At 63.3% G+C, this 24,955-nt stretch carries 22 protein-coding genes and 1 pseudogene; 14 read left to right on the top strand and 9 right to left on the bottom strand.

Translation table 11 applies throughout. The features are described 5' to 3' along the window. Positions 1-49 precede the first annotated feature (49 nt). Positions 50-463 carry a DoxX family protein gene (locus MHI61_RS19480; RefSeq protein WP_239790150.1) on the bottom strand — a complete coding sequence of 138 codons (414 nt, stop codon included), beginning with the start codon at positions 461-463 and terminating at the stop codon, positions 50-52. A gap of 201 nt (positions 464-664) precedes the next feature. On the opposite strand from MHI61_RS19480, the gene MHI61_RS19475 reads away from it, so the two are divergent. Continuing rightward, positions 665-1,429 carry a glutathione binding-like protein gene (locus MHI61_RS19475; protein WP_239790149.1) on the top strand — a complete coding sequence of 255 codons (765 nt, stop codon included), beginning with the start codon at positions 665-667 and terminating at the stop codon, positions 1,427-1,429. Between the two features lie 175 nt (positions 1,430-1,604). On the opposite strand, the gene MHI61_RS19470 is transcribed toward MHI61_RS19475, so the two are convergent. The 3 genes and pseudogenes from MHI61_RS19470 to groES all read right to left on the bottom strand — a co-directional run bounded on the left by MHI61_RS19470 (position 1,605) and on the right by groES (position 4,657). Then, positions 1,605-2,051 (bottom strand): hypothetical protein, encoded by a 447-nt coding sequence (locus tag MHI61_RS19470; RefSeq protein ID WP_239790148.1) that lies wholly within the window; start codon positions 2,049-2,051, stop codon positions 1,605-1,607. Positions 2,052-2,649: 598 nt separating this feature from the next. Further along, entirely contained in the window at positions 2,650-4,287 is a 1,638-nt protein-coding gene (gene groL / locus MHI61_RS19465) for a chaperonin GroEL (RefSeq protein ID WP_239790147.1), read from the bottom strand. 71 nt (positions 4,288-4,358) lie between these two features. Beyond that, positions 4,359-4,657: pseudogene (gene groES / locus MHI61_RS19460) on the bottom strand (co-chaperone GroES). Positions 4,658-4,992: 335 nt separating this feature from the next. Here groES and MHI61_RS19455 point away from each other — a divergent pair. The 4 genes from MHI61_RS19455 to MHI61_RS19440 all read left to right on the top strand — a co-directional run bounded on the left by MHI61_RS19455 (position 4,993) and on the right by MHI61_RS19440 (position 10,789). Then, entirely contained in the window at positions 4,993-5,841 is an 849-nt protein-coding gene (locus tag MHI61_RS19455) for a TIGR01459 family HAD-type hydrolase (RefSeq protein WP_239790146.1), read from the top strand. A 14-nt stretch (positions 5,842-5,855) separates the two neighbouring features. Beyond that, positions 5,856-6,839 (top strand): bifunctional riboflavin kinase/FAD synthetase, encoded by a 984-nt coding sequence (locus tag MHI61_RS19450; protein ID WP_239790145.1) that lies wholly within the window; start codon positions 5,856-5,858, stop codon positions 6,837-6,839. A 282-nt stretch (positions 6,840-7,121) separates the two neighbouring features. Beyond that, on the top strand, positions 7,122-10,028 hold the full coding sequence (ileS, locus tag MHI61_RS19445; RefSeq protein ID WP_239790144.1) for an isoleucine--tRNA ligase: 2,907 nt from the start codon (positions 7,122-7,124) through the stop codon (positions 10,026-10,028). Between the two features lie 131 nt (positions 10,029-10,159). Further along, positions 10,160-10,789 (top strand): hypothetical protein, encoded by a 630-nt coding sequence (locus MHI61_RS19440; RefSeq protein WP_239790143.1) that lies wholly within the window; start codon positions 10,160-10,162, stop codon positions 10,787-10,789. A 26-nt stretch (positions 10,790-10,815) separates the two neighbouring features. Here MHI61_RS19440 and MHI61_RS19435 read toward each other — a convergent pair whose 3' ends face one another. Further along, positions 10,816-11,253 (bottom strand): nucleoside deaminase, encoded by a 438-nt coding sequence (locus tag MHI61_RS19435; protein WP_239792879.1) that lies wholly within the window; start codon positions 11,251-11,253, stop codon positions 10,816-10,818. A gap of 90 nt (positions 11,254-11,343) precedes the next feature. Between MHI61_RS19435 and MHI61_RS19430 the strand changes: the two genes are divergently transcribed. From MHI61_RS19430 to MHI61_RS19420, 3 genes are read left to right on the top strand one after another with little or no spacing between them, the layout of a single operon-like run. Next, positions 11,344-13,188 carry a pseudouridine synthase gene (locus tag MHI61_RS19430; RefSeq protein ID WP_239790142.1) on the top strand — a complete coding sequence of 615 codons (1,845 nt, stop codon included), beginning with the start codon at positions 11,344-11,346 and terminating at the stop codon, positions 13,186-13,188. Next, positions 13,169-13,729, top strand: coding sequence for a 16S rRNA (guanine(966)-N(2))-methyltransferase RsmD (rsmD, locus tag MHI61_RS19425; protein ID WP_064686105.1), 561 nt, complete (start codon positions 13,169-13,171; stop codon positions 13,727-13,729). The genes MHI61_RS19430 and rsmD overlap by 20 nt, the downstream gene beginning before the upstream one ends. A 13-nt stretch (positions 13,730-13,742) precedes the next feature. Next, positions 13,743-14,624 (top strand): patatin-like phospholipase family protein, encoded by an 882-nt coding sequence (locus tag MHI61_RS19420; protein ID WP_097605528.1) that lies wholly within the window; start codon positions 13,743-13,745, stop codon positions 14,622-14,624. 4 nt (positions 14,625-14,628) lie between these two features. On the opposite strand, the gene MHI61_RS19415 is transcribed toward MHI61_RS19420, so the two are convergent. The 4 genes from MHI61_RS19415 to MHI61_RS19400 all read right to left on the bottom strand — a co-directional run bounded on the left by MHI61_RS19415 (position 14,629) and on the right by MHI61_RS19400 (position 18,873). Beyond that, positions 14,629-15,084 (bottom strand): copper uptake system-associated protein, encoded by a 456-nt coding sequence (locus MHI61_RS19415; RefSeq protein ID WP_239790141.1) that lies wholly within the window; start codon positions 15,082-15,084, stop codon positions 14,629-14,631. A 13-nt stretch (positions 15,085-15,097) separates the two neighbouring features. After that, positions 15,098-16,471, bottom strand: a complete 1,374-nt coding sequence (locus MHI61_RS19410; RefSeq protein WP_239790140.1) for a PepSY domain-containing protein — start codon at positions 16,469-16,471, stop codon at positions 15,098-15,100. An 87-nt stretch (positions 16,472-16,558) separates the two neighbouring features. Next, positions 16,559-16,966: a hypothetical protein gene (locus MHI61_RS19405; RefSeq protein ID WP_239790139.1), complete on the bottom strand. Its 408-nt coding sequence runs from the start codon at positions 16,964-16,966 to the stop codon at positions 16,559-16,561. 92 nt (positions 16,967-17,058) lie between these two features. Then, a complete protein-coding gene (locus MHI61_RS19400; protein WP_239790138.1) occupies positions 17,059-18,873 on the bottom strand; it encodes a monovalent cation:proton antiporter-2 (CPA2) family protein in 1,815 nt (604 codons plus the stop codon). A 119-nt stretch (positions 18,874-18,992) separates the two neighbouring features. Between MHI61_RS19400 and MHI61_RS19395 the strand changes: the two genes are divergently transcribed. The 6 genes from MHI61_RS19395 (at position 18,993) to lpxK (ending at position 24,887) form a co-directional block, all read left to right on the top strand. Next, complete coding sequence (locus MHI61_RS19395) at positions 18,993-20,339, top strand: TldD/PmbA family protein (RefSeq protein WP_239790137.1); 1,347 nt, start codon at positions 18,993-18,995, stop codon at positions 20,337-20,339. 28 nt (positions 20,340-20,367) lie between these two features. Beyond that, positions 20,368-21,168, top strand: a complete 801-nt coding sequence (locus MHI61_RS19390) for a 3'(2'),5'-bisphosphate nucleotidase CysQ (protein WP_239790136.1) — start codon at positions 20,368-20,370, stop codon at positions 21,166-21,168. A 72-nt stretch (positions 21,169-21,240) separates the two neighbouring features. Then, positions 21,241-21,489, top strand: a complete 249-nt coding sequence (locus tag MHI61_RS19385; RefSeq protein WP_004673745.1) for a DUF4170 domain-containing protein — start codon at positions 21,241-21,243, stop codon at positions 21,487-21,489. Between the two features lie 184 nt (positions 21,490-21,673). Beyond that, positions 21,674-22,993, top strand: a complete 1,320-nt coding sequence (waaA, locus tag MHI61_RS19380; protein WP_239790135.1) for a lipid IV(A) 3-deoxy-D-manno-octulosonic acid transferase — start codon at positions 21,674-21,676, stop codon at positions 22,991-22,993. A 9-nt stretch (positions 22,994-23,002) separates the two neighbouring features. Continuing rightward, entirely contained in the window at positions 23,003-23,725 is a 723-nt protein-coding gene (locus MHI61_RS19375; RefSeq protein ID WP_239790134.1) for an HAD family hydrolase, read from the top strand. A 115-nt stretch (positions 23,726-23,840) separates the two neighbouring features. Continuing rightward, a complete protein-coding gene (lpxK, locus tag MHI61_RS19370) occupies positions 23,841-24,887 on the top strand; it encodes a tetraacyldisaccharide 4'-kinase (RefSeq protein WP_239790133.1) in 1,047 nt (348 codons plus the stop codon). The last annotated feature ends 68 nt before the right edge of the window (positions 24,888-24,955 follow it).

Raw genomic sequence — 24,955 nt, 5'->3', positions numbered from 1 at the left:
TCAATTCAATGACGGCGGGTTCTGCATGTCTGGGAGGATGTCTGCTGGATCAGGCAGCCGCATAGGCGCCGCGGCGGGCGTCAATCGAATAGGCACCGGCACCGACGGTTGCGAGCAAGATGTACGCGCCCGCAAGCGTGATGTTCTTCATGACCATGATCTGGTTGAGAATATTCACGAGTTCCGCGCCACTTGCATAGGGCAGATGGAAGGCAACGGCCGTGAAGACACAGAAGCCCGCGAGCAGCCAGCCAGCAATACGGACCTGGAAGCCTGTGAGAACCGCAAGGCCGGCGAGCAGTTCGAAAAGGCCTGCGGCATAGGCCAACAGGGATGCTGCCGGCAGGCCGGCACCGGCGATCATGCCCGCAGTACCGGCAGGATCGGTTAGCTTCATGAAGCCGGAAAGGACGAACATGAAAGACAGGAGAATGCGGGCAATCAGGATAAAGGCGTTCGACATGGATGTTGCTCCGTTGAATGGCTCTGGAGATCTTGGTGCCCCCGGGCACGCTGTGGATCTCTGATATCCCTATCTCGCCTATTTCCTTCGTTATGCAAAGGGTGACGAAAGGGGACGCTTCGTTCAATAATATGAAACGATGCCTCGCTTGCGTTTCCGCAGCCTCGTCTCCTATGGTCGGCGCCCAACATGGAGAATCCGATGGCAGATCTTTCCGCTTTTCCGATCACGAGGCGATGGCCGGCGAAAAATCCCGACATCATCCAGCTCTATTCGCTGCAGACGCCGAACGGGGTGAAGGTCTCCGTCGCCCTCGAAGAGCTCGGTCTCGACTATGAGCCGCATTATGTTTCCTTCGCCGCCAACGAACAGAAGTCACCGGAATTTGAATCTCTCAATCCGAACGGCCGCATTCCGGCGATCATCGATCCGAACGGGCCGGGCGGCAAGCCGATCGGCCTTTTCGAATCCGGCGCCATCCTGCTCTATCTCGCGGAGAAGACCGGCAAGCTCATCCCCGCGGATGCCGCCGGCCGCTACGAATGCATTCAGTGGGTGTTTTTCCAGATGGCCGGCATCGGCCCGATGTTCGGCCAGTTCGGCCATTTCTACAAATTCGCGGCCGACAAGGTCGCCAATAATTCCTATCCGGTGGAACGCTATCGCGACGAATCCAAACGGTTGCTCGGCGTGCTCGAAGGCCGGCTGAAGGGTCGGCAGTGGATCATGGGCGATCAGTATACGATCGCCGACATCACCACCTTCTCCTGGGTCCGCGGCGCAGATATCTTCTATGGCGGCCGCGAGGTCCTCGACTATGCAAGTTTCCCAGCCGTTTCCGATTGGCTGGAACGCTGCATCGCCCGCCCGGCCAGCGCCAGGGGGCTCAATATTCCGGTCAAGCCGGAGGAGTTGATGGTTCCGGAAAGCGCAAAGGCCGCTCTCAGGAGCGGCCTCAATATATGACATCCCTCGGCTTCCCCCCGCCAACGTCATCCTCGGCCTTGTGCCGAGGATCTGCTGCCCTATCGGCCCGAGGCAGATACTCGGGACAAGCCCGAGTATGACGAAAGAGAAGTTGGCCGGCTTTTTCAGCAGTCTGACCACTTTCAGCGGAGACCGTTATTTCGCCCGCCCGCCTCTATAGCCGGCTTGCAGTCTGCCTTGCACCTTCGAGCTTGAAGCGCGGAAAGACGAAAACGCCGGCCATGCTGCCGCTGTATTTCTCTTCGAGCCCGTTCAATTCGCCCATGCAGAACAGCGGCTGGCGCAAGCCGTTCGGCATGATGATCGTCGTCGAAAAGCAGAAGGAGGAGCAATGTGTTGCCGCCTGTTCGAACAGTTCCAGCACGTGACTGCGATCTCCGGAATCGTAGCATCGTATCAGGTTCAGCAGTCCGCATTCCTCTGCGGAGAGGCCGTGCAGCATGGCGCTCCACTTGCCGAGACGGAGCACGCCGCTCGACAGATCCCCGGTCCAGCTTTCGGAAACGGAAAACTGCGCCAGCATCTCGTGCAGTTGGTTGTTGTCGTTCATCGAGCCGGGCAGCAACGGCACGGCTGCATTGGCTTTGGCAATCTTGAACACGGGCGTTCCCTCGTTCGCATGCGGCTCCTCCGCCGCACGCTCGGCAAACACTAGACACAGGCTTATGCAGCAGCGGGCATAATGCCCGCGCCCATACCGGCGACAATGCCGCGGCATCCGAGCCTCCGAACCGGAGCCCTTCGAAACCGGCTATTCTGGCATTGCCTTCCCGCGCTCGTCTGACAGCGAAAATGCTCGCCGGGCGCGCCTCAATTGCAGCGCGGATTTATAGGAGCTTTTGCACAAACGGCAACGGCTTTTTAAGGGGCGTTCGCATCGAGATCCTTGGTCGGAGATGTCGGATCTCCGCGCCGTTGGCGAGAATGGAGCCCAATTTTCAGCGCTTTTCCCCGTTTCACCCCACTTGGCGGGAGATATATCGCCGCAAGACGACGATCTTCCGCAGGTTGCGTGGAGAGAAAAACAAGCAGGGGCGCAAGCCTCGGGAAAGCTTGGCCCGCCGGCAAATGCGATGCACGGCACAAAATCGCGCGCAACGGATCGAATCGTTTCGAGCAAGCTCGCGGCAAAGAAAAAGGGCGACCCGAGGGCCGCCCTTCCTGTTCCGGATGCCGGAATGAGTGCAGGCTTTCGCCTATCACATCATGTCCATTCCGCCCATTCCGCCCATGCCGCCCGGCATAGCCGGAGCGTCCTTCTTCGGCAGCTCGGCGATCATGGCTTCGGTGGTGATCAGCAGTGATGCGACGGAAGCGGCATCCTGCAGGGCGGTGCGAACGACCTTGACCGGGTCGATAATGCCCATGCCGATCATGTCGCCATATTCGCCGGTCTGGGCGTTGTAGCCCCAGTTGTCCTGATCCTTGTCGAGGATCTTGCCGACAACGATCGAGGCTTCGTCGCCTGCGTTCTCAGCGATCTGGCGGGCCGGAGCCTGCAGCGCGCGGCGAACGATGTTGACGCCGGCTTCCTGGTCGTCGTTGACACCCTTGGAGGTGATCTTGACGGAGGAGCGCAGCAGGGCAACGCCGCCGCCCGGTACGATGCCTTCCTGAACGGCAGCGCGCGTCGCGTTGAGGGCGTCGTCGATGCGGTCCTTCTTTTCCTTCACTTCGACTTCCGTCGAGCCGCCGACGCGGATGACGGCAACGCCGCCGGCGAGCTTGGCAAGGCGTTCCTGCAGCTTCTCGCGGTCGTAGTCGGAGGTGGTTTCTTCGATCTGGGCCTTGATCTGGGCAACACGGCCTTCGATGTCGGACTTGGCGCCCGAACCGTCGACGATCGTGGTGTTTTCCTTGGAGATCGAAACCTTCTTCGCACGGCCGAGCATGTCGAGCGTGACGCTCTCGAGCTTGATGCCGAGGTCTTCGGAGATAACCGTACCGCCGGTCAGGATCGCGATGTCTTCGAGCATGGCCTTGCGGCGGTCGCCGAAGCCGGGAGCCTTGACGGCAGCGATTTTGAGGCCACCGCGCAGCTTGTTGACGACGAGCGTTGCAAGAGCTTCGCCTTCGACGTCTTCAGCGATGATGAGGAGCGGCTTGCCGGTCTGGACGACGGCTTCGAGAACCGGCAGCATCGACTGCAGGTTCGAGAGCTTCTTCTCGTGGAGGAGAATGAAGACGTCTTCGAGGTCGGCGATCATCTTTTCCGGGTTGGTCACGAAGTAGGGGCTGAGGTAGCCGCGGTCGAACTGCATGCCTTCGACGACTTCGAGTTCGGTTTCGGCGGTCTTGGCTTCTTCAACCGTGATGACGCCTTCGTTGCCGACCTTCTGCATGGCTTCGGCAATGTCGAGACCGACCTGACGTTCGCCGTTTGCGGAGATCGTGCCGACCTGGGCAACTTCTTCCGAGGTGTTGATCTTCTTGGCCTTGGCCTGGAGATCCTTGACGACTTCGGCAACGGCGAGATCGATGCCGCGCTTCAGGTCCATCGGGTTCATGCCGGCAGCAACGGCCTTGGCGCCTTCGCGAACGATCGCCTGGGCAAGAACGGTTGCAGTCGTCGTGCCGTCGCCGGCGATGTCGTTGGTCTTCGAAGCAACTTCGCGGACCATCTGGGCGCCCATGTTTTCGAACTTGTCTTCGAGTTCGATTTCCTTGGCGACCGAAACGCCATCCTTGGTGATGCGCGGCGCGCCGAAGGACTTGTCGATGATGACGTTACGGCCCTTCGGGCCGAGCGTGACCTTGACTGCATCGGCGAGAATGTCGACGCCGCGCAGCATCTTTTCGCGCGCGGTGCGGCCAAACTTGATTTCTTTAGCTGCCATGTTTGTAACTCCTGAATTCGAATTGTTCGGGCAAAAGCCCGTCAGTCATTTCGGGAAAGCGGATCGGCCAATCAGCCGATGATGCCCATGATGTCGGCTTCCTTCATGATCAGAAGGTCTTCGCCGTTGATCTTGACTTCGGTGCCGGACCACTTGCCGAACAGCACGCGGTCGCCAGCCTTGACGTCGAGTGCGACGACCTTGCCGGAACTCGTCACGAGCGCCGGAACCGACGGCGACGATTTCGCCTTCCTGCGGCTTTTCCTTGGCGGTGTCGGGAATGATGATCCCGCCCTTGGTCTTCTCTTCGGAACTCGACGCGACGAACGACGACGCGGTCGTGAAGCGGACGGAAATTGGTGCTTGCCATTGTCTAATCCCTCGATCGAATGACATTCGCGGACCGGAGCGGCCCACATGGATAGGTGTTAGCACTCCCTTGCGGTGAGTGCTAGCGACGTGCATTTAGGGATGGCTCCGAAAGGAGTCAATGAGAGCAATCACGAATTTTTGTGCCGGAATTGTGAAGAGACCGGAGAAATGCCGGAGATTTCGGCCGAACCCTCTATCGCGGCCGAGCCTTGCCGATCACGCGCCCGATTGTCGCGACTGAGCTTTGCGGTGGCTGATGGCGAAGAAAATGCCTTGCCATCCTCCTGCGCCTTTGCAATGTCACCGGTGACTGCAGCAACTCGGGATATTGGAATGGCCAAGCGGATAGAAACCTTCTCTGAGATCACGGATCGCTATGATGTGGTGCTCTGTGATGTCTGGGGCGTCGTTCACAACGGCGTCGATCCGTTCCCCAAGGCTGCCGCGGCCCTTCAGGCCGCCCGCGAGAGCGGCCTCGCCGTCGTCCTCATCACCAACTCGCCGCGCCTTTCCTGGCAGGTCGTCGAGCAGCTGCGTCATATCGGCGTGCCCGACAGCACCTATGACAGGATCGTCACCTCGGGCGACGTCACACGCGGTCTGATTTCCGAAGGGCCGAAGACGGTCTTTCTGCTCGGCCCCGAGCGCGACAAGGCGCTTCTCGAAGGCATCGGCGTCGAGCGGGTGCCGGCCGGCGAAGCGCAATCGCTCGTCTGCACCGGCTTTTTCGACGATGAGACCGAGAAGCCCGAGGATTACACCGACATGCTTCTGGATTTTCAGACGCGCGAAGTGCCGATGATCTGCGCCAATCCCGACCTCGTCGTCGAGCGCGGCCACCGCATCATTCCCTGCGCCGGCGCCATGGCCGCCTATTACGAGCAGCTCGGCGGCAAAACCCGCATCGCCGGCAAACCGCACCGGCCGATCTACGAGGCGACGCTGGCCGCAGCCCGCGAGCTTCGCGGGGACGTCCCCGCCGGGCGCGTGCTGGCGATCGGTGACGGCATGCCGACCGATGTCCGCGGCGCCTTGAATTTTGGCCTCGACCTTCTCTACATCAGCGGCGGGATCCACGCCAACGAATACACCTTGAACGGCGAAACCGACGAGGCAATCCTCAACGCCTATCTCGAACGGGAAAACGCCGCGCCGAAGTGGTGGATGCCGCGCCTTGCATAAAGAGAAGCCAGCCGATGACCGTCTTCCACCGCAATGAAACCCGCGATCCCTTGCCCGCCCATCTCAAGGGCGGGGTGATTGCCATCGGCAATTTCGACGGTGTGCATCGTGGTCATCAATCGGTGCTGAACCGCGCGCTTGAGATCGCAAGAGCGCGCGGCATTCCCGCCTTAGTGCTGACCTTCGAGCCGCATCCGCGCACGGTCTTCCGGCCGCGGACGCCGGTGTTTCGCCTGACACCTGCGCCGCTCAAGGCCCGCATCCTGGAAACGCTGGGGTTCAACGCCGTCATCGAATATCCCTTCGACTACGAATTCTCGCAGCGCTCGGCCGATGACTTCATCCATTCGATCCTGAAGGATTGGCTCGGCGCCTCCGAAGTCGTCACCGGCTTCGATTTCCACTTCGGCCGCAACCGAGAAGGCGGCCCCGCCTTCCTGATGAATGCTGGCCAGACCTACGGCTTCGGTGTCACCCTGATCGATGCCTTCCGTGACGAAAACGCCGACGTCGTCTCGTCGAGCCATATCCGCACGCTGCTGAAGAATGGCAATGTCAGCGAAGTCGCCGGCATGCTCGGCTATCGCTATACCGTCGAAGCAGAGGTGATCGACGGCGAAAAACTAGGCCGCCAGCTTGGCTTCCCCACCGCCAACATGCGCCTGCCGCCGGAGGCCGAGCTTGCCGCCGGCATCTATGCCGTCCACTTCCGCCGCCAGGACGGAACGCTTCATGATGCGGTCGCAAGCTACGGCCGCCGTCCGACGGTGACGGAAAACGGCGCGCCGCTGCTCGAAACCTATCTCTTCGATTTCAGTGGCGATCTCTATGGCCAGCTCTGCGCCGTCTCCTTCTTCGGTTTTCTCCGACCCGAACTGAAATTCGATGGTCTCGATCCGCTCGTCGCCCAGATCAGACGCGACGAGGAAGAGGCGAGGGCGCTGCTTGCAGGCGTTCGCCCGCTCAGCCCGCTCGATGCGAAACTGTGCTTTTCCTGATGCCGTGGTAAGCGCGGCGTCTTTCGGGCGCAAAAACCTCGGCGCCCCGGCGATCGCATCGCAGAATTCTTCTCTTCCTTTTCCGCCGAAAAACGCCTATGAACCGGCCCGATGAGAAAATTTCGGCTGGCGATCACGATGCGAATTATCGGCCCGGCCTTCCGCGCGCGCTAAGCGGCCGGGAGGTCCGGGTTTTCGGCGCTTGGATACGAGCGCTTCCGTCACCAGCTTTTTCATACCCGTTGCGCCCCTTTCTGGGCCGCCAGAAACGATTGTCCCGATATGACCGACACAGCCGAAAAGATCGATTACTCGAAGACCCTCTATCTGCCCGAAACCGATTTCCCGATGCGCGCCGGCCTGCCGCAGAAGGAGCCGGAGCTCGTCAAGCGCTGGCAGGAGATGGATCTCTACAAGAAACTGCGCGCCTCTGCCGCCGGCCGCGAAAAATTCGTCCTGCATGACGGCCCGCCCTATGCCAACGGCAATATCCATATCGGCCACGCGCTGAACAAGATCCTCAAGGACGTCATCAATCGTTCGTTCCAGATGCGCGGCTACGACGCCAACTACGTGCCCGGCTGGGATTGCCACGGCCTGCCGATCGAATGGAAGATCGAGGAGGAGAACTACCGCGCCAAGGGCAAGGCCAAGCCGGATCTCAAGGAACCGGCGGCGATGATAGAGTTCCGCCGCGAGTGCCGCGCCTATGCCGAAAAATGGATCAAGGTCCAGGGCGACGAATTCCAGCGCCTCGGCATCGTCGGCGATTTCGACAACCCGTATCTGACGATGAATTTTCACGCGGAAAGCCGCATCGCCGGCGAGTTGTTGAAGATCGCCGCAAGCGGCCAGCTCTATCGCGGCTCGAAACCAATCATGTGGTCTGTCGTCGAGCGCACCGCGCTCGCTGAAGCCGAAGTCGAGTACCACGACTACGAAAGCGATACGATCTGGGTGAAATTCCCTGTCGGGAAAGGTCCCGATGGCGTGAAGGATGCCTTCGTCGTCATCTGGACGACCACGCCCTGGACGATCCCCGGCAACCGGGCGATCGCCTATTCCTCGCGGGTTGCCTACGGCCTCTATCAAGTCACGGCTGCCGAGAATGATTTTGGCCCGCGCCCGGGCGAGAAGCTGATCTTCGCTGACAAGCTGGCCGAGGAATCCTTCGCCAAGGCGAAGCTGCAGTACAAGCGCCTTGCCGACGTCACGGCTACCGATCTTGCTGCCGTTACCTGCGCCCACCCGCTCAACGGTCTCGGCGGCGGTTATGAATTTGCCGTCCCGCTGCTCGAAGGCGACCATGTCACCGACGATGCCGGTACCGGCTTCGTTCATACCGCACCCAGCCACGGCCGCGAAGACTTCGACGTCTGGACGGCGCATGCCCGCGAGATCGAGGCGCGCGGCATCGAGACCAAGATCCCGTTCCCGGTCGATGACGGCGGCTTCTACACATCGGATGCCCCGGGCCTTGAAGGCGGACGTGTCATCGACGACAACGGCAAGAAGGGCGATGCCAACGACCGCGTCATCAAGTCGCTGATCGAGCGCAGCGCGCTCTTTGCCCGCGGCCGCCTGAAGCACCAGTATCCGCATTCCTGGCGTTCCAAGAAGCCGGTCATCTTCCGCAACACGCCGCAGTGGTTCGTCTATATGGACAAGACGCTGCCGGATGGAACGACGCTGCGCAGCCGTGCGCTCACGGCGATCGACGATACCCGCTTCGTGCCGGCTGCCGGCCAGAACCGCCTGCGCGCCATGATCGAGCAGCGCCCGGACTGGGTGCTTTCCCGGCAGCGCGCCTGGGGCGTGCCGATCTGCGTCTTCGTCGACGAGCACGGCGCCGTGCTGCAGGACGAGGCCGTCAACCGGCGCATCCTCGAAGCCTTCGACGCCGAAGGCGCCGACGCCTGGTTTGCCGAAGGCGCCAAGGAGCGCTTCCTCGGCAACGAGCATGACCCGGCCAAGTGGTCGCAGGTCATGGATATCCTCGACGTCTGGTTCGATTCGGGTTCGACGCACACCTTCACGCTGGAGGACCGCCCGGACCTGAAGTGGCCGGCCGACCTCTATCTGGAAGGCTCCGACCAGCATCGCGGCTGGTTCCATTCCTCGCTCCTGGAATCGGCTGCCACCCGCGGCCGCGCGCCTTACGACACCGTCCTCACCCATGGCTTCACCATGGACGAGAAGGGCGAGAAGATGTCGAAGTCGAAGGGCAACGTCACCGCTCCGCAGGAGGTGATGAAGGACGCCGGTGCCGATATCCTGCGCCTCTGGGTGATGACCTCCGACTATGCCGACGACCTGCGCGTCGGCAAGACGATCATCCAGACCAATGTCGACGCCTATCGCAAACTGCGCAACACCATCCGCTGGATGCTCGGCACGCTGGCGCACGACAACGGCGAGGAGATCGCGCTTGCCGATCTGCCGGAGTTGGAGCAGCTCATGCTGCATCGGCTTGCCGAGCTCGATCAGCTGGTACGCGAAAACTACGACGCGTTCGATTTCAAGAAGATCGCCCGCGCGTTGATCGATTTCGCCAATGTCGAGCTTTCGGCCTTCTATTTCGATGTCCGCAAGGATGCGCTCTATTGCGACGCGCCGTCGAGCCTGCGCCGGCGCGCCAGCCTGCACGTCATCCGCCAGATCTTCGATTGCATGGTGACCTGGCTTGCCCCGATGCTGCCCTTCACCACCGAGGAGGCCTGGCTGTCGCGCAATCCGTCCGCCGTTTCCGTGCATCTGGAGCAGTTTGCCCCTGTTGCAAAGGAATGGCGCAACGATGCCCTGGCCGAGAAGTGGAAGAAGATCCGCGCCGTGCGCTCGGTGGTGACCGGCGCGCTGGAAATCGAGCGCAAGGACAAGCGCATCGGCTCCTCGCTGGAAGCGGCGCCCGTCGTCCACATCGCCGATGCCGAGCTTCGTAAGGCGCTCGAGGGTCAGGACTTCAGCGAAGTCTGCATCACCTCGGGCATCACCATCAGGGCGGACGCCGGTCCGGCGGAAGCCTTCCGCCTGGCCGAAGTGCCTGATGTCGCCGTCGTGCCGAAGCTCGCCGACGGTGTCAAATGCGCGCGTTCCTGGCGCATCACCACCGATGTCGGCTCCGATCCTGATTATCCCGACGTCTCGGCGCGTGACGCTGCGGCATTGCGCGAACTCGGCATCCGCGCCTGAAGATATTTGCCGGGTGAATTGCCTTTATGGCGTTCATCCGGTAAAAGCTGCCTGAAAATGGCCGGATTTTTGCGTCAGGGGGACGGTTGTCCGGTTGGGCAACGATTGCACCGGTGGCTGGAAGGGTTTTCATGTTCGCAACGCATTGGTTCCGTATGGGCGCCTGCCTGTCTGTTGTGGTGGCGGGATGCTCCCTGGTCTCCAGTTGCGCCAGCAGCCCGACCTACGGCACCGACAAGACCGCCATGGAGCAGTTGACCGACGACCTCGGCCAGTCCGTGTCGCTGACCGGGCCGGATCCGAAGAACAAGGGCGTCAAATACACGCCGCGCCCGACGCTGGTGCTGCCGGCCCAGGCGCAGAGGGAGACCCTCGTTCAACCGCAGCAGACGGTTGCCAACAAGGACAATCCGCAATGGCTTGAATCGCCGGAGGAAACCCGCGCCCGCCTGGTTTCGGAGGCCGACGCGAACTCCGACAATCCGAACTACCGCTCGCCGCTCGCCAGCTCCGCCATCGAAGGCGGCCGGCGCACGACGGAAGCCCAGACGCAGGCCTATCGCGAGGCCCGCGCCCTGCAGAAGGGCTCCTACGTCGATCAGCGCCGCTATATTTCCGACCCGCCGCCCGGTTACCGCACCGTCGACGACCCGGCAAAGCTCGAGGATGTCGGCGAGCCCGAGCTCAAGAAGCAGAAGAAGCGCAAGAAGGACGCGGCGGTCGCCAACAGCGGCAAGCAGTGGTGGAACTTCCTGCAATAGCGGCTTGTCCCAGGGCGTAGGACTGCCTACGGCGCCTCTCTCTTTTGCGAAAAGAACGTCCGCAAGATCTCGGCCGACTGAACCTCGTTGAAGCCGGAATAAACCTCCGGGGCGTGGTGGCAGGTCGGCTGCGCGTAGAATCGCACCCCGTTGTCGACGGCGCCGCCCTTCGGGTCCTCGGCGCCGTAATAGAGCCTGCGGATGCGCGCAAAGGAGATGGCTGCCGCGCACATGGTGCAAGGCTCCAGCGTTACGTAGAGATCGGCGCCGGCAAGGCGCTCCTGTCCGAGCGCTTCGCAGGCGAGCCGGATCGCGGCGATTTCGGCATGGGCGGTGACGTCATTGAGCTCGCGCGTCCGGTTTCCCGAGCTTGAAATCGCAATATCGTCGACGACGACCACCGCGCCGATCGGCACCTCGCCGCGTTCGCCGGCGGCGCGAGCCTCTTCGAGCGCCATCTCCATGAAACGATTTGTCTTCACGATCGCAAGAATTTCCACTTAACCGCAGATGCGTGACCTGATAGACAGGCCCAAAAGGCAGGCAAACAGCAAATGACACCCAAAGACAAGCCAAAACGCCCGGGCGCAAAGCCCTTTTCACGCGACGCCGGGGCCAAGGCCGGCCCGAAAGCGGGCGGCGCGAAGCCGGCAAAGGCTACAGCCGCGCGCCCGGCCGCGGCCGAAACCGACGGCGAGGCCAAGGCCGAACGCATCTCCAAGGTGATGGCGCGCGCCGGCGTCGCCTCCCGCCGCGACATCGAACGCATGATCATGGAAGGCCGCGTGACGCTGAACGGCAAGGTTCTCGAAACCCCCGTCGTCAACGTCACGCTTGCCGACCGGATCGAGGTCGATGGCGTGCCGATCCGCGGCATCGAGCGCACCAGGCTGTGGCTCTATCACAAGCCGGCCGGTCTCGTGACCACCAATGCCGATCCGGAAGGTCGCCCGACCGTCTTCGACAACCTGCCGGAAGAACTGCCGCGCGTCATGTCGATCGGCCGCCTCGACATCAACACCGAAGGCCTGCTGCTGCTGACCAATGACGGCGGTCTTGCCCGGGCGCTGGAATTGCCGGCGACCGGATGGCTGAGGCGTTACCGCGTGCGCGCCCATGGCGAGATCGATCAGGAGGCGCTCGACAAGCTGAAGGACGGTATTGCCGTCGACGGCGTGCTTTACGGTTCGATCGAGGCGACACTCGACCGCACGCAAGGCTCGAATGTCTGGATCACCATGGGCCTTCGCGAAGGCAAGAATCGCGAAATCAAGAACGTGCTCGGCGCCCTCGGCCTCGACGTCAATCGCCTGATCCGCATTTCCTACGGCCCGTTCCAGCTCGGCGATTTGCCGGAAGGCCATGTCATCGAAGTGCGCGGCCGCACGCTGCGCGACCAGCTCGGCCCGCGCCTCATCGAGGAAGCCAAGGCGAATTTCGACGCGCCGATCTACAATGCGCCGGCCGTCGCCGCTGAGGAAGAGGTGGAAGCCCCAGTACCGGAAAGGCGCGAGCGCCCGCGCCGCGACGAGGACAAGCGCGAACGGGCGCTGAGCCGCCTCGACACCAAGCGCGACGACCGCCACGGCGGCGGACGCAGAGATGACGATCGCCGCGACGGCGGCCGCAGCAGGGACGACGACAAGCCGAAGCGGCCGCAGCCGCTCGGCCAGCGCCGCAGCGCCAATGTCTGGATGGCGCCGGGCGCTCGGCCGCTCGGCGAAAAGGCGGCGGCGAAAGCCGCCAAGAACGCGCAGACCGCGCGCCGGCGCGGCGAAGAGCGGCCGGCTAAGGGCACTGGTTTCGATCGCATCGAGGATCGTCCGCGCACCCCGATAAATCGCGTGCGCGAGGAGGACGGCGAATGGATCCGCTCGAGCGAACAGCCCCATCGCAAGGATGAGGGCGAACGCTCTGGCCGCAAGCGCTCGTTCGGGGATCGCCCGGCGCGCGGCGAACACCGCCCGCGTGAAGGGGGTGACGAACGCCCGCGTGCCAGAAGTTCCGCCAGCGAAGGCCGTTCGGAACGTCCGCGCGGCGACCGGCCTTTCGGTGACCGTCCCCCGCGTGGCGATCGTCCCTTCGGCGACAAGCCGCGCGGTGACCGCAGGCCGCGCGAGGATGGTGACGAGCGCCCACGCGCAGCCAGAAGTTTTGCTGGTGAGGGCCGCTCCGAGCGTTCGCGCGGTGAAAGATCGTTCGGCGATAAGCCTTCGGGTGACAAACCGCGCGGCAAGGGTTTCGGTGCCAAGCCCGGCGGGTCGAAGAAGTTTTCCGGCAAGCCGAAAGGCGCTAAACCCGGAGGTGACAGGCCGGGCGGTGACAGACCTGCTGGCGGCCCGTCCAGAGGTGGTGCTAGAGGAAAGGGAATGACGCGCGGTGCGGATCGTCGGCGGTGAGTTTCGCGGACGGCCTCTCGCCGTGCCAAAATCCAACGATATCCGGCCGACTGCCGACCGGACGCGCGAGAGCCTGTTCAATATATTGAGCCATGCCTATCCGGAATGCGTCGACGGCACCCGGATCCTCGACCTTTTTGCGGGAACCGGCGCCGTCGGCCTCGAAGCCGTGTCGCGCGGCTGTCGCCATGCGCTCTTCGTCGAAAACAGCGTCGAGGGCAGGGCGCTGCTCTGGGAAAACATCGACGCACTCGGCCTGCACGGCCGCACGCGCATCCTGCGCCGCGATGCCACCGATCTCGGCAGCGTCGGCAATCTCGAAGCCTTCGACGTGCTGTTTGCCGATCCGCCCTATGGCAAGGGGCTCGGTGAAAAGGCGATGGCGGCGGCGGCCCAGGGCGGCTGGCTGAGACCGGGCGCGATTGCGGTGCTCGAAGAGCGCGCCGATATTGTCGTTTCCGTGCATCCTTCCTATGTTTTCCTCGAAGACCGCATCTTTGGCGACACGAGGGTGCATTTCTTCCGGTATCAGCCGCAATAAGCGGGGGCGGGGCGTGCAGCAGGCAGAATTCATCAGCCCGAAACTGCCTGCGATCAGCGACCTTCCGACGGTCGCGGTCGCTTTCGGCGGCGGCGGTGCGCGCGGACTTGCCCACATCCATATCATCGAGACGCTCGACGAACTCGGCATCCGCCCGGTGGCGATATCGGGCTCGTCGATGGGGGCGATCATGGGGGCCGGCATGGCCGCCGGCATGTCGGGGGCCGAAATCCGCGAACATGCGCTGACGACCGTCGGCAACAAGACGGCGGTCGTCGCCCGCATCTGGGGCCTGAGGCCGGCGACGGTGCGCGATGCGGTGGCCAAGGGCATCCGCATCGGCCAGTTCAATCTGGAGCGGATCCTCAAGGCTTTCCTGCCGGCCGAGCTACCGGCCCGCTTCGAGGATCTGCTGGTGCCGATGAAGGTCATCACCACGGATTATTACGGGCAGAACGAGGTCATCATCGAAGACGGCGAGCTGTTTCCGGCGCTCGCCGCCTCATCCGCCATTCCCGCCGTCTTCATGCCGGTGCGCCTACGCGGCCGGGTGATGATCGACGGCGGCATCAGCAATCCGGTGCCCTATGAACCCCTGATGGATCTTGCCGATATCGTCGTCGGCATCGATGTCGTCGGCGCGCCGGAAGGCGACGGCACCCATATTCCGAACCGCATGGAGAGCATCTTCGGTTCCGGCCAGCTGATGATGCAGACGGCGATCTCGCTGAAGCTGAAGCTCTGCCAGCCGCACATCTTCCTGCGTCCGGCGGTCGGCCGCACCGGCGTGATGGATTTCCTCAAGGCCCGCGACGTGCTGGCCATGTCGGTCGGCGTCAAGGACGAGCTGAAATTCGCCCTCGACCGGGAAATCGAAGCGCGGCTGAAGCGCTGAGGCATTATTGGGCGTGGCCTTCATGGCCGCCGCCCGCGCCATCCGATGCTTCGTTCATCATCATGACCGTGCCCTCGAAGCTTGAGAGCAGTGCAAGCGTGGGGGAATCGATGTTCGCCTCGGCATCGCGCAGTTTCGCAGCCAGCGCGGCCGCGTCATTCGCCGAAAGCCCGATCTTCTGCAGCGTACCGGCATCCTTCAGGCTGTCGCCGCTGCAGAGATAGATGCTCCAGCCGTGATGCGTCTTTTTCAACAGGGCGCGGCCGCCACGTCCGTCCTGCCGCCAGCCGACGATCGCCCAATCGGCCTGAACGGCGACGACCGGCGTGAGCTCCAGGGGCTTGTCCGCCGTTTCGAACATCAGCTTCAGCCTTGCCGGGATGACCTGCTGCGGATCGTCGTCTGCGGATGCCATGGATGCGAAGAGCACGCAGGCAAGAAGAGCAATGATCGTCTTCATCTCTTGGTCTCCTTCAGGCGAGAACGCGTTTCAACACGGGCACGAAGCGCACGACGATCTGGTCGAAGGCGATCATGACGACAATGGCAAGCCCGCTCATCGGGAAGGCGACGGCGAAGATTGCGGTAATCACCCACAGGCCGTAGTAGACCGAGCGCCTTGGCGGCATGGGTGGCACGCCGAGCCGGCCCGCCGGGCGCCGTTTCCACCACATGACGACTGCTGTCACGCAGCTGAGCACAATGGCGAGGCAGGTTGCGAGCATCAGCAACTGGTTGAAACGCCCCCATTCCTGTCCCTGGTGGACATTGATACCCCATTCGATCGCCTTGCCGAGGAATGGATATTGGTTGAAGCCGATATCGATCAGCGGTTTGCCGGAATACTGGTCGATATGGATGGTGCGTTCATCGGCGAGATCGTCGGGATAGAGCGAGGCGGTATAGACGCCGGTCTCGTCGGAGGGGATCGCCATGTCGAAACCCGGCGCCATGCCCAGCCGCTTGGCGATCTCCACGGCCCTGTCGAGGCCGATCGGCTTGGCCGATTGCGCTCTAGCAATATCGGAAAGCGGAACCGGCGCGTTCTCGACGATCCAGCCGCTCTTCGGCAGGATGTCCTCGGTGACTTTCTGCGACTTCGGCACGTCGTCCCAGAGCTGGACGGGATAGCCGAGGCCCTGTTCGGTCAGCCAGGCATTGGCATTCGCGCCCCAATAGCCCGACCACGGCATGCCTGTGATCGCCAGGAAGAAGATCAGAAAGCCGGCAAAAGCCCCTGTCACCCCATGCAGGTCACGCCAGAAAACCCGGCGGCCCGGCGTTCCCCGGACGCTGACGACACCGCCCGTCTGGCGGCGCGGCCACCAGAGATAGATGCCGGTCGCGACCAGCACCATGGCAAAGCCGCCGGCAATCTCGATCAGCCGGTTCGCCGCCTTGCCAAAATAGGCGAGGCTATGGATACGCTTAACGACATAATTGAACTCGTCGGTCGATCCGACCACATCGAGCACCTTGCCATCATAGGGGTTGACGAAGACCAGCATCGCGCCGGCATCGCCGGAGAGGGTGACGACGGGCGATCGTTCGGGTCCGGCCGGGTCCTTGTAGGAGATCGCCGTCGAGCCCGGCACGGCGGCGGCGGCGATCTCAGCAACCCGCTCCGCCGACAGCGCCTGGCCGGCCGGCTGGACAATGTAGCGGTGGCCGAAGACGGTGCTGTTGATCTCGTCCTTGAAGAGATAGAGCGATCCGGTCACAGCCAGATTGAGCATGAAGGGAATGACGAGAAGCCCGGCAAAGAAATGCCAGCGCCAGATGGCGCGGTAGAGCGAAACGCCGCTGGCGGCGGCCTCCGCCGGTTCGGCGGCAGTAATGGTCGACATGAGAATGGATCCGTATCCACGGGCGACTGCAGGAGCGCAGCTCGGCCGGCGTTGAAAGGCGTCACGGCGCCTGCCGCAACACGAGGTTCATGCGAGGATCGGATCGGAAGGGGGCGCGCGCGGACCGCTATTGGGCGGGAAAAGCCGGCGGGGGACGCTTTCTGCCCGGATCGGCAGTTCGACCGCAACCGCAAAGCCGATCGGCGCGCCGGCGACATCGGCCGGCGCCGGCAGCAGGATCGACGCGCCGATCCGGCAGGCCTCGCAACCGTGCGAATGGGTTTTGTCGTGCTGGCCCTGGTCGGGCTCGTCGGTGACGGTAACGCAAAGCGTCGGCAGCGTTCCATCGGGCAGCACATATTGGGCGAGTTCAGCGGGACCGGCGTCGCCGGCGGCTGCGATGGGAGCCTGATGGGCGAGCCCGACAAACACCAGTGCGACGGCGCACAGGATGCGCAGTGCCCATTGTTCGATGTGTTTCGCCCGTCTGATCAAGTTTGCCTCTTGGATCGCGCCGATCGCCCGGTTGATAGACGCCGACGAGTGCATATTCAATGCGTCAATTTAACAAGCCAGACAGGGGGCGTTCAGGCCTCGGCCGTAGCGTCCGCGGTGTCCGCCAGCGGATCGTCCTCGAAGGGATCGGCGGCGCGTTTCGGCTTGACCAGCGGTTCGGGGCGTACCGGGTGGGAAAACAGCATGTCGCGCCCGGCCTGCAGGCCTTCGGAGACCTGCAGGGCAAGCCGCGCCTCGTCGCGCTTGCGGATATCCTCGCCGATCTCGTAGGCGTCGACCTCGGCGACGCCAAGCGCCTCCAGCGTCCGCCGTCCGAAGAGCAGGCCCGATTCCAGCGTTTCGCGCAGCTCGTAATCGACGCCCTTATTGCGCAGCTCGATCGAATGGATGCGGTCGTAGGAGCGCACATAGAGCCTGGTGTGCGGATAGTCGGCCTGCACCAGTTCCACCACCTTGTCGGTGATCTCCTTCTTCTGCGTGCAGACGAGCACGATCTTTGCCCGGTCGATGCCGGCCGAGCGCAGCACGTCCTTGCGCATGCCGTCGCCGAAATAGATGCGGAAGCCGAAGGAGGAGGCCTGGCGGATGCGGTCGGCGGAAAAATCGATGACGGTGACGCTGCGCCCGCCGGCAAGCAGGATCTGGGCGGCGATCTGGCCGAAACGCGAGAAGCCGACCATCAGCACGTCGGCGCCCGCACCTTCGAAATCCTCGTCCAGCTCCTCCTGGGCGTCGCCACTGAGCAGCCGCTTCGAAAGTGCCGCTCCGATCGGTGTCAGCGCCATCGAGAGCGTGACGATCGCCACCAGCAGCGATGCCGTGCTCGTCGACATCAGCCCGGCCGCACCCGCCGTTGTGAACAGCACGAAGCCGAATTCGCCGCCCTGCGGCAGCAGGAAGGCAATGCGGATCGCGTCATCGTGCGGCGAGCCGGAGATCCGGCAAAGCCCATAGATGATGATCGCCTTGACGGCCATGACGATCGGCACGGCGACGATGACGAAGAGCGCGTTGTCGAAGAGAACGTCAAGCTCCAGCGACAGGCCGACGGCGATGAAGAAGATGGCGAGCAATACGCCGCGGAACGGCTCGATATCGGCTTCCAGCTCGTGCCGATAGGAGGATTCGGCCAGCATCACGCCGGAGAGAAAGGCGCCCATCGCCATTGAAAGTCCGGCAAGCTGCATCAGGCTTGCCGATCCCATGACGACGAAGAGGGCGGCCGCGATCATTGCCTCGCGCGCGCCGGTGCGGGCGATGACCTGGAAGAGCGGCGTCAACAGGTAGCGCCCGGCGACGACCATCGCCGCCACCGCGCCGACGGCCACCGCGAAATCGGTCAGCGGTGCGTTGCTGCCTTTGTCGCTACCGTCGAGAACGGTGATCAGCGCCAACAGCGGCACGATCGCCAGGTCCTGGAACAAGAGCATCGAGAACGAACGCTGCCCGTATCTCGTATTGACGTCGCCGTCGCCCTCGAGGATCTGCATGGCGAAGGCGGTCGAAGACAGCGCCAGGCCGAAGCCGGCGACGATGCTGCCGCGCCAGTCGAGCACTTCAGAAAACCAGGCAAGCGCGGTCAGCGCCAGCCCCGTCACCACCACCTGCGCCGTGCCGAGACCGAAAATGTCGCGCCGCATCTGCCAGAGGCGGCTGGGCTTCAATTCCAGCCCGATGATGAACAGCAGGAAGACGACGCCGAGCTCGGCGACGCCGAGGATCTGTTCGCCGTCGGTGATGCCGTGGAAAACAGGACCGATGACGATACCGGCAGCGAGATAGCCGAGGACGGTGCCGAGCCCGAGCTTCTTGAAGATCGGAGCGGCGACCACCGCGCCGCCGAGCAGCAGGATCGTTTCGGAAAAAAGGTCATTGGGTGCTGACATGCTGGCGATTTCTTTCAGGTGGCGGGAAACATCCGGCAGCCCTGATAAAGAATCGGCGGCGGCGGCCTTGATGCTTGGGAGAGAGCACAATAAATGGAAGCCGAAGGAAAGGCCAAATCATGTCCTCTGAAATCGATTCCTCGACACTTCTTTCCCGCGCAAGTCAATTGATCGATCTGGCAAGGAAGGCAGGGGCCGACGCCGCCGACGCCGTCGTCGTTCGCTCGCGGTCGCAATCGGTCAGCGTTCGTCTTGGCAAGGTCGAAGGAACGGAATCCTCCGAAAGCGACGATTTTTCCCTGCGCGTCTTCATCGGCAAACGCGTCGCCAGCGTTTCGGCCAATCCGGGCTTCGATCTGCAGGCGCTTGCCGAACGCGCCGTCGCCATGGCCAGGGTTTCCCCGGAGGATCCCTTCGCCTGCCTCGCCGATGAGGCGAGCCTTGCGAAATCCTATCCCGACCTACAATTGTTCGATGCCACCGAGGTGTCCTCCGAGATGCTGCGCGAGGCAGCCCTTGCCGCCGAGGCGGCGGCCCTTGCGGTCAAGGGTGTGACCAATTCCTCCGGCGCTGGCGCATCCGCCGGCATGGGCGGGCTTGTCCTCGCCACCTCGCACGGTTTTGCGGGCAGCTATATGGGCTCCCGTTTCGGCCATTCCGTCAGCGTCATCGCTGGCGAAGGCACCGGCATGGAACGCGACTATGATTTCGACACCCGCCTCTATTATGCCGAGCTCGACGACCCCGCCGACATCGGCCGCCGTGCCGGCGAACGGGTGGTGAAGCGTATCAATCCGCGCCAGGTGCCGACCGGCAAGAACGTCACCGTCATCTTCGACCCACGTATCGCCCGCGGCTTCGTCGGCCATATCGCCGGCGCGATCAATGGCGCCGCCGTCGCCCGCAAGACCAGCTTCCTGCGCGACAGGATGGGTCAGCAGGTGCTGAAGTCGGGCCTATCCATCACCGACGATCCGCTGATCGTGCGCGGCCCCGCCTCGCGACCCTTCGACGGCGAGGGTGTGTCCGGCGAGCGGCTGGTGATGATCGAGGACGGTATTCTGAAGCACTGGTTCCTTTCGACCTCGACCGGCCGCGAGCTCGGACTTCAAACCAATGGCCGCGGCGTGCGCGGCGGCACCGCCGTTTCGCCGTCCTCCACCAACCTCGCCCTCGAACCCGGCGACATCTCGCCGGAGGAATTGATCCGCAGCGTCGGCAATGGCTTTTACGTCACCGAATTGATCGGCCACGGCGTCAACATGATCACCGGTGAATACAGCCGCGGCGCCACCGGCTTCTGGATCGAGAACGGCGAACTCACCTTCCCGGTGTCCGAGGTGACGATCGCCTCGAACCTCAAGGACATGTTCATGCGTCTGACGCCGGCAAACGACATCGACCGCAAGTTCGGCGTCGCCGCACCCACCTTCGCCATCGAAGGCATGACGCTCGCAGGACAGTGAAAAAGGGCAGAAGGAAACGATTGACGCGATGAGCGATAGCGAAAAGCTCCGCTGGCAGGGCGATCTCGCCTTGATCGCCGAGGCTGCGAGGGAGGCCGGCGCGGTCGCCTTCGGCTTCTTCAACCAGTCTCCCGAGGTCTGGTGGAAGAATGACGATCGCTCTCCCGTCAGCGCCGCCGATTTCGCCGCCAACAAGACGCTGGATTCGATCCTGCGCAAGGCGCGGCCGGATTATGGCTGGCTGTCTGAAGAAACCGACGACGATGCCGACCGCCTGGGGCGCGAGACGCTGTTCATCATCGATCCGATCGACGGCACGCGCGCCTTCCTCGGCGGGCAGAAGGTCTGGTGCGTCAGCGTCGCGGTCGTCCATCGCGGCCGTCCGGTCGCCGGCGTGCTCTACGCCCCGGCGCTCGAAGAGCTTTACGAAGCCGTCGAGGGCGGCCCGGCGCTGAAGAACGGCGTACCCATGACCGTTTCGGCCGCCCTGCCGGAGGAGATGCGCCGGCTGGCGATCGGCGAAGATCTGCTGAAGACCTTTCCACCGGCGTTTCGCGATCGAGTGAGGCGCGAGAAATACATTCCCTCGCTTGCCTATCGCATTGCCATGGTGGCGGACGGACGGCTCGACGGCACGTTCGTCAAGGGCAACTCGCATGATTGGGACCTTGCCGCCGCCGATCTGATCCTGGCCTGCGCCGGCGGCCGCCTCGTCGACCTCGACGGAAATCCGATCGTCTACAATCGCGCCGAAGTCACCCACAAGGTGCTGTGTGCGGCGCCGGCGCCGCGCATCGATGAGTTCCTCGCGGCCTTTGCCGGGCGATGAGACAGTTGACGTTTCCGTCAAAATCCCGCAGATGGGGTGGCGGAGGAGAATGGGCAGAAAGAGAACAAGAAAATGACTGAGTCCGGTGACAAGAAGCAGCTTTTGCATCTCGTTTTTGGCGGCGAACTGGAAAGTCTCGATGACGTCCAGTTCCGTGACCTAAAGGGTCTCGATATCGTCGGCATCTTTCCCGATTATGCCACGGCGCTGACGGCCTGGAAGGCGAAGGCGCAGCAGACGGTCGACAATGCGCATATGCGCTATTTCATTGTCCACATGCATCGTTTGCTCGATCCGCAGGAAAAGGCCGGCGGCCACTGACTTCGGACATCGATTCTGCGCCAAGTGGCGGCGGCGGCCATCGGTCGCGCCAGGCTTCGTGCATCGGCCGTCCGTCGATCCGGATCGTTTGACGCATTCTGAACAAATTAATCGGCCATTTCGGCCGCAACGATAATCAGGGAATGGGTTTGATGTCGATCGTCTTGGATCGGAGGCTGGCGCAATGAGCTCCCGGATGGCGCGGTTCGGTCTGAGCGCATATCGTCTGGCGGGAACCGTAGCCTCTCCTGTCGTCGGCCTCTATATCACCTATCGCACGGCCAAGGGCAAGGAAGACCGCGCGCGCCGCCTGGAACGCTTCGGCTATCCGAGCGCCAACCGACCGCAGGGCCCGCTCGTCTGGTTTCATGCCGCAAGTGTGGGCGAAACCAATGCCGTCATTCCGCTGATCCGCGAAATCCGCCGCCGCGATATCCACGTCATCCTGACGACCGGCACCATCACCTCGGCCAGGCTCGCCGCCGAGCGCCTCGGCGATGAAGCGATCCATCAATATGTGCCGCTCGATCTGAAACCGTCGGTCAGCCGCTTTCTCGATTATTGGCAGCCCGACTGCGCCATCATCGCCGAATCCGAGATCTGGCCGGCAACCGTGCTGGAACTCGGCCGCCGCCGCATTCCGCAGATCCTGATCAATGCCCGCATGTCGGACCGCTCCTTTGCCCGCTGGCGCCGCCGCCCATCGATTGCCGAAGCCCTGTTCGAAAATCTCGCCCTCGTGATCGCCCAGTCGGATATCGATGCCGAACGTTTCCGCGATCTCGGCGCCGTTCCCGTCATCACCTCGGGCAATCTCAAGGTCGATACCGACGCTCCGCCCTATGACAGCGCCGTCCTCGCCCGCTACAAGAAGCAGATCGGCGATCGCAAGACCTGGGCGGCGATTTCGACCTTCGACGGCGAGGAGAATGCCGCCGGCATCGTCCATCGCGCCCTGAAGGAACGTGATCGCCAGTTGACGATCATCGTGCCGCGCCATCCCGAACGCAGCGACGAGATCGAGGCGGCTCTGGTCAAGCAGGGCCTCAAGGTCGCCCGCCGCACCCGCGACGACGTCCTGTCGGCGGATGTCGATATTTTCCTCGGCGATACGATCGGTGAAATGGGCCTTTATCTTCGCCTGACGGAGATCGCCTTCGTCGGCCGTTCGCTGTTTGCCGAAGGCGGCCAGAACCCGCTGGAGCCGGCCATGCTTGGCTGCGCCATCCTCTCCGGCGGCAATGTGCAGAATTTCCGCGAGGCCTATCAGAAGCTCGCCCGCAGCGGCAGCGCCCGCATGGTGCGCGATACCGAAATGCTGGCCAAGGGCGTGCATTACCTTTTGATCAACGACGAAGCCCGCCGCAAGATGATCGAAGCCGGCATCGCCACCGTGCACGAGATGCGCGGCGCGCTCACGGCGACGGTGAAGGGGCTGGAACCCTATATCAATCCGCTGACGGTCAAGGCGCGCCTGCTGCCCAAAGCCGTCGCGCAGCTCTGAGGAAGCGCGATGTCGGGCTCGGCGCTTATCAAAGGCATCCTCTTCGACAAGGACGGCACGCTGCTCGACTATGACGAGAGCTGGTTGCCGGTCAATCGCGAGCTTGCCCGCATCGCCGCCGAGGGCGATCCGCTTCTCGCAGACCGGTTGCTTCTGGCTTGCGGCATGGATCCTCAGACCGGCCATATCGTTCCCGACAGCCTGCTCGCTGCCGGCAATACCCGACAGATTGCCGAGGGGCTTGTCGCCGCCGGCTCGATGGTCGATGTCGGCGAACTCACGACCCGCCTCGACGATCTCTTTTCCGGCGCTGCCGAATTTTCCGTGCCGGTGACCGACCTCGCCGGCTTCTTCGCAAGGCTGCACCAGCGCGGCTTCAAGCTCGGCGTCGCCTCCAGCGACAATGAACGCTCGATCCGCCAGACGGCCGAACGCTTCGGTTTTGCCCGTTACGTCGATTATATCGCCGGCTACGACAGCGGCTTCGGCGTCAAGCCGGAGCCCGGCATGGTGCTCGGCTTCTGCGCCGCGACCGGTCTTTTGCCGGAAGAGGTCGCGATCGTCGGCGACAACAATCATGATCTGCACATGGGCCTGAATGCCGGGACGGGGCTCAGGATCGCCGTGCTGACCGGCACCGGCTCGCGGGCTTCGCTTGCCGCCGCTGCCGATCATGTGCTCGACGATATCACCGCCATCGAGACATTGCTACCGGACCTGCAGCCGGCCTAAACCGCGTCGCGATCTTTGCAAGGACTTGCATTTTCACCGGTTTTGGCTTCTCAATCCGGCCGGTCGAAAAGCAAGGGGCCGGTTCTGAAGCCGGGCAGGGGAGCGGGACGGCAAGATGATATCCGAAGCGCCGCCGTTCTGGTGGAGGAAAGCCGATTGGCGGGCCTGGATGCTGGCGCCGCTTTCCTTTCTCTACGGCCGTGTCGCCGGCTACCGCATGGCCCATGCGCGCCGTGCCTCCGTTTCCGTTCCCGTCATCTGCGTCGGCAATTTCACCGTCGGCGGCGCCGGCAAGACGCCGACGGCGCTGACGATCGCCCGCGCCGCCACGGCGAAAGGCCTGAAGCCCGGCTTTCTCAGCCGGGGTTACGGCGGTTCCCTCGACGTGACGACAGTGGTCGATCCTCATCATCACCGGGCCGTCGCTGTTGGCGATGAGCCGCTGCTGCTTGCCCAGGAGGCGTTGACGGTGATTTCCCGGCGGCGCATCGAGGGGGCTCGGCGTCTGGTCGCGGAAGGCGCCGACCTCATCATCATGGATGACGGTTTCCAGAGTGCCCGGCTGGCGATCGACTATGCCCTGCTCGTCATCGACGCGACGCGCGGCCTCGGCAACGGCCATATCGTGCCGGCCGGCCCGGTCCGCGCGCCGATCCGCCAGCAGCTGCGCTCGGCGACGGCCCTGCTGAAGGTCGGGGGCGGCCATGCCGCCGACAGGATCGTCCGCATGGCGGCGCGCGCCGCAAAGCCCTATTTCACCGCATCGCTCAAGGTGCGCGGCGACGACAGGCTCGCCGGCATCAGGGTGCTGGCCTTTGCCGGCATCGCCGATCCCGGCAAATTCTTCCGTACCGTCGAATCGCGCGGCGCCGAAATCACAGTCGCCAAGACCTTCGGCGATCACGAGCACCTGACCGAGGAGGAGATCGGCGACATCCTGACGACCGCCGAGCGCCAGGATCTTCTGATCGTCACCACCTCGAAGGATTTCGTCCGCCTCGCCGGCCATCACGGCAAGGCGGAAGAGCTCGCTGAAAAGTGCCGGGTGATCGACGTCGATATGGTCTTCGACGATCACCTGGCCCCAAGCCTGATCATCGACCGGGCAATTGTCGCCTGCCGCGAGCGGCGCCTGCGGGAGATGAAGGCCGGAAACCCGTAAAGCGCGTCGCGTCAAATATGATTCATGCGACGCGCTTTAGCCCTTTGTTTTGATGCATGTCGTTATCC

It is taken from the genome of Rhizobium sp. K102, assembly GCF_022385315.1.
GTDB classification, from domain to species: domain Bacteria; phylum Pseudomonadota; class Alphaproteobacteria; order Rhizobiales; family Rhizobiaceae; genus Rhizobium; species Rhizobium croatiense.
The sequence above is the reverse complement of the archived record's forward strand: the minus strand, read 5'-3'. Positions and strand labels throughout refer to the sequence as shown.

Coding starts and splice junctions, on each gene's coding strand:
- MHI61_RS19480 (WP_239790150.1), bottom strand. CDS start 463: ATGTCGAACGCCTTTATCCTGATTGCCCGCATTCTCCTGTCTTTCATG.
- MHI61_RS19475 (WP_239790149.1), top strand. CDS start 665: ATGGCAGATCTTTCCGCTTTTCCGATCACGAGGCGATGGCCGGCGAAA.
- groL (WP_239790147.1), bottom strand. CDS start 4,287: ATGGCAGCTAAAGAAATCAAGTTTGGCCGCACCGCGCGCGAAAAGATG.
- MHI61_RS19455 (WP_239790146.1), top strand. CDS start 4,993: ATGGCCAAGCGGATAGAAACCTTCTCTGAGATCACGGATCGCTATGAT.
- MHI61_RS19450 (WP_239790145.1), top strand. CDS start 5,856: ATGACCGTCTTCCACCGCAATGAAACCCGCGATCCCTTGCCCGCCCAT.
- ileS (WP_239790144.1), top strand. CDS start 7,122: ATGACCGACACAGCCGAAAAGATCGATTACTCGAAGACCCTCTATCTG.
- MHI61_RS19440 (WP_239790143.1), top strand. CDS start 10,160: ATGTTCGCAACGCATTGGTTCCGTATGGGCGCCTGCCTGTCTGTTGTG.
- MHI61_RS19435 (WP_239792879.1), bottom strand. CDS start 11,253: ATGGAGATGGCGCTCGAAGAGGCTCGCGCCGCCGGCGAACGCGGCGAG.
- MHI61_RS19430 (WP_239790142.1), top strand. CDS start 11,344: ATGACACCCAAAGACAAGCCAAAACGCCCGGGCGCAAAGCCCTTTTCA.
- MHI61_RS19415 (WP_239790141.1), bottom strand. CDS start 15,084: ATGAAGACGATCATTGCTCTTCTTGCCTGCGTGCTCTTCGCATCCATG.
- MHI61_RS19410 (WP_239790140.1), bottom strand. CDS start 16,471: ATGTCGACCATTACTGCCGCCGAACCGGCGGAGGCCGCCGCCAGCGGC.
- MHI61_RS19400 (WP_239790138.1), bottom strand. CDS start 18,873: ATGTCAGCACCCAATGACCTTTTTTCCGAAACGATCCTGCTGCTCGGC.
- MHI61_RS19395 (WP_239790137.1), top strand. CDS start 18,993: ATGTCCTCTGAAATCGATTCCTCGACACTTCTTTCCCGCGCAAGTCAA.
- MHI61_RS19390 (WP_239790136.1), top strand. CDS start 20,368: ATGAGCGATAGCGAAAAGCTCCGCTGGCAGGGCGATCTCGCCTTGATC.
- MHI61_RS19385 (WP_004673745.1), top strand. CDS start 21,241: ATGACTGAGTCCGGTGACAAGAAGCAGCTTTTGCATCTCGTTTTTGGC.
- waaA (WP_239790135.1), top strand. CDS start 21,674: ATGAGCTCCCGGATGGCGCGGTTCGGTCTGAGCGCATATCGTCTGGCG.
- MHI61_RS19375 (WP_239790134.1), top strand. CDS start 23,003: ATGTCGGGCTCGGCGCTTATCAAAGGCATCCTCTTCGACAAGGACGGC.
- lpxK (WP_239790133.1), top strand. CDS start 23,841: ATGATATCCGAAGCGCCGCCGTTCTGGTGGAGGAAAGCCGATTGGCGG.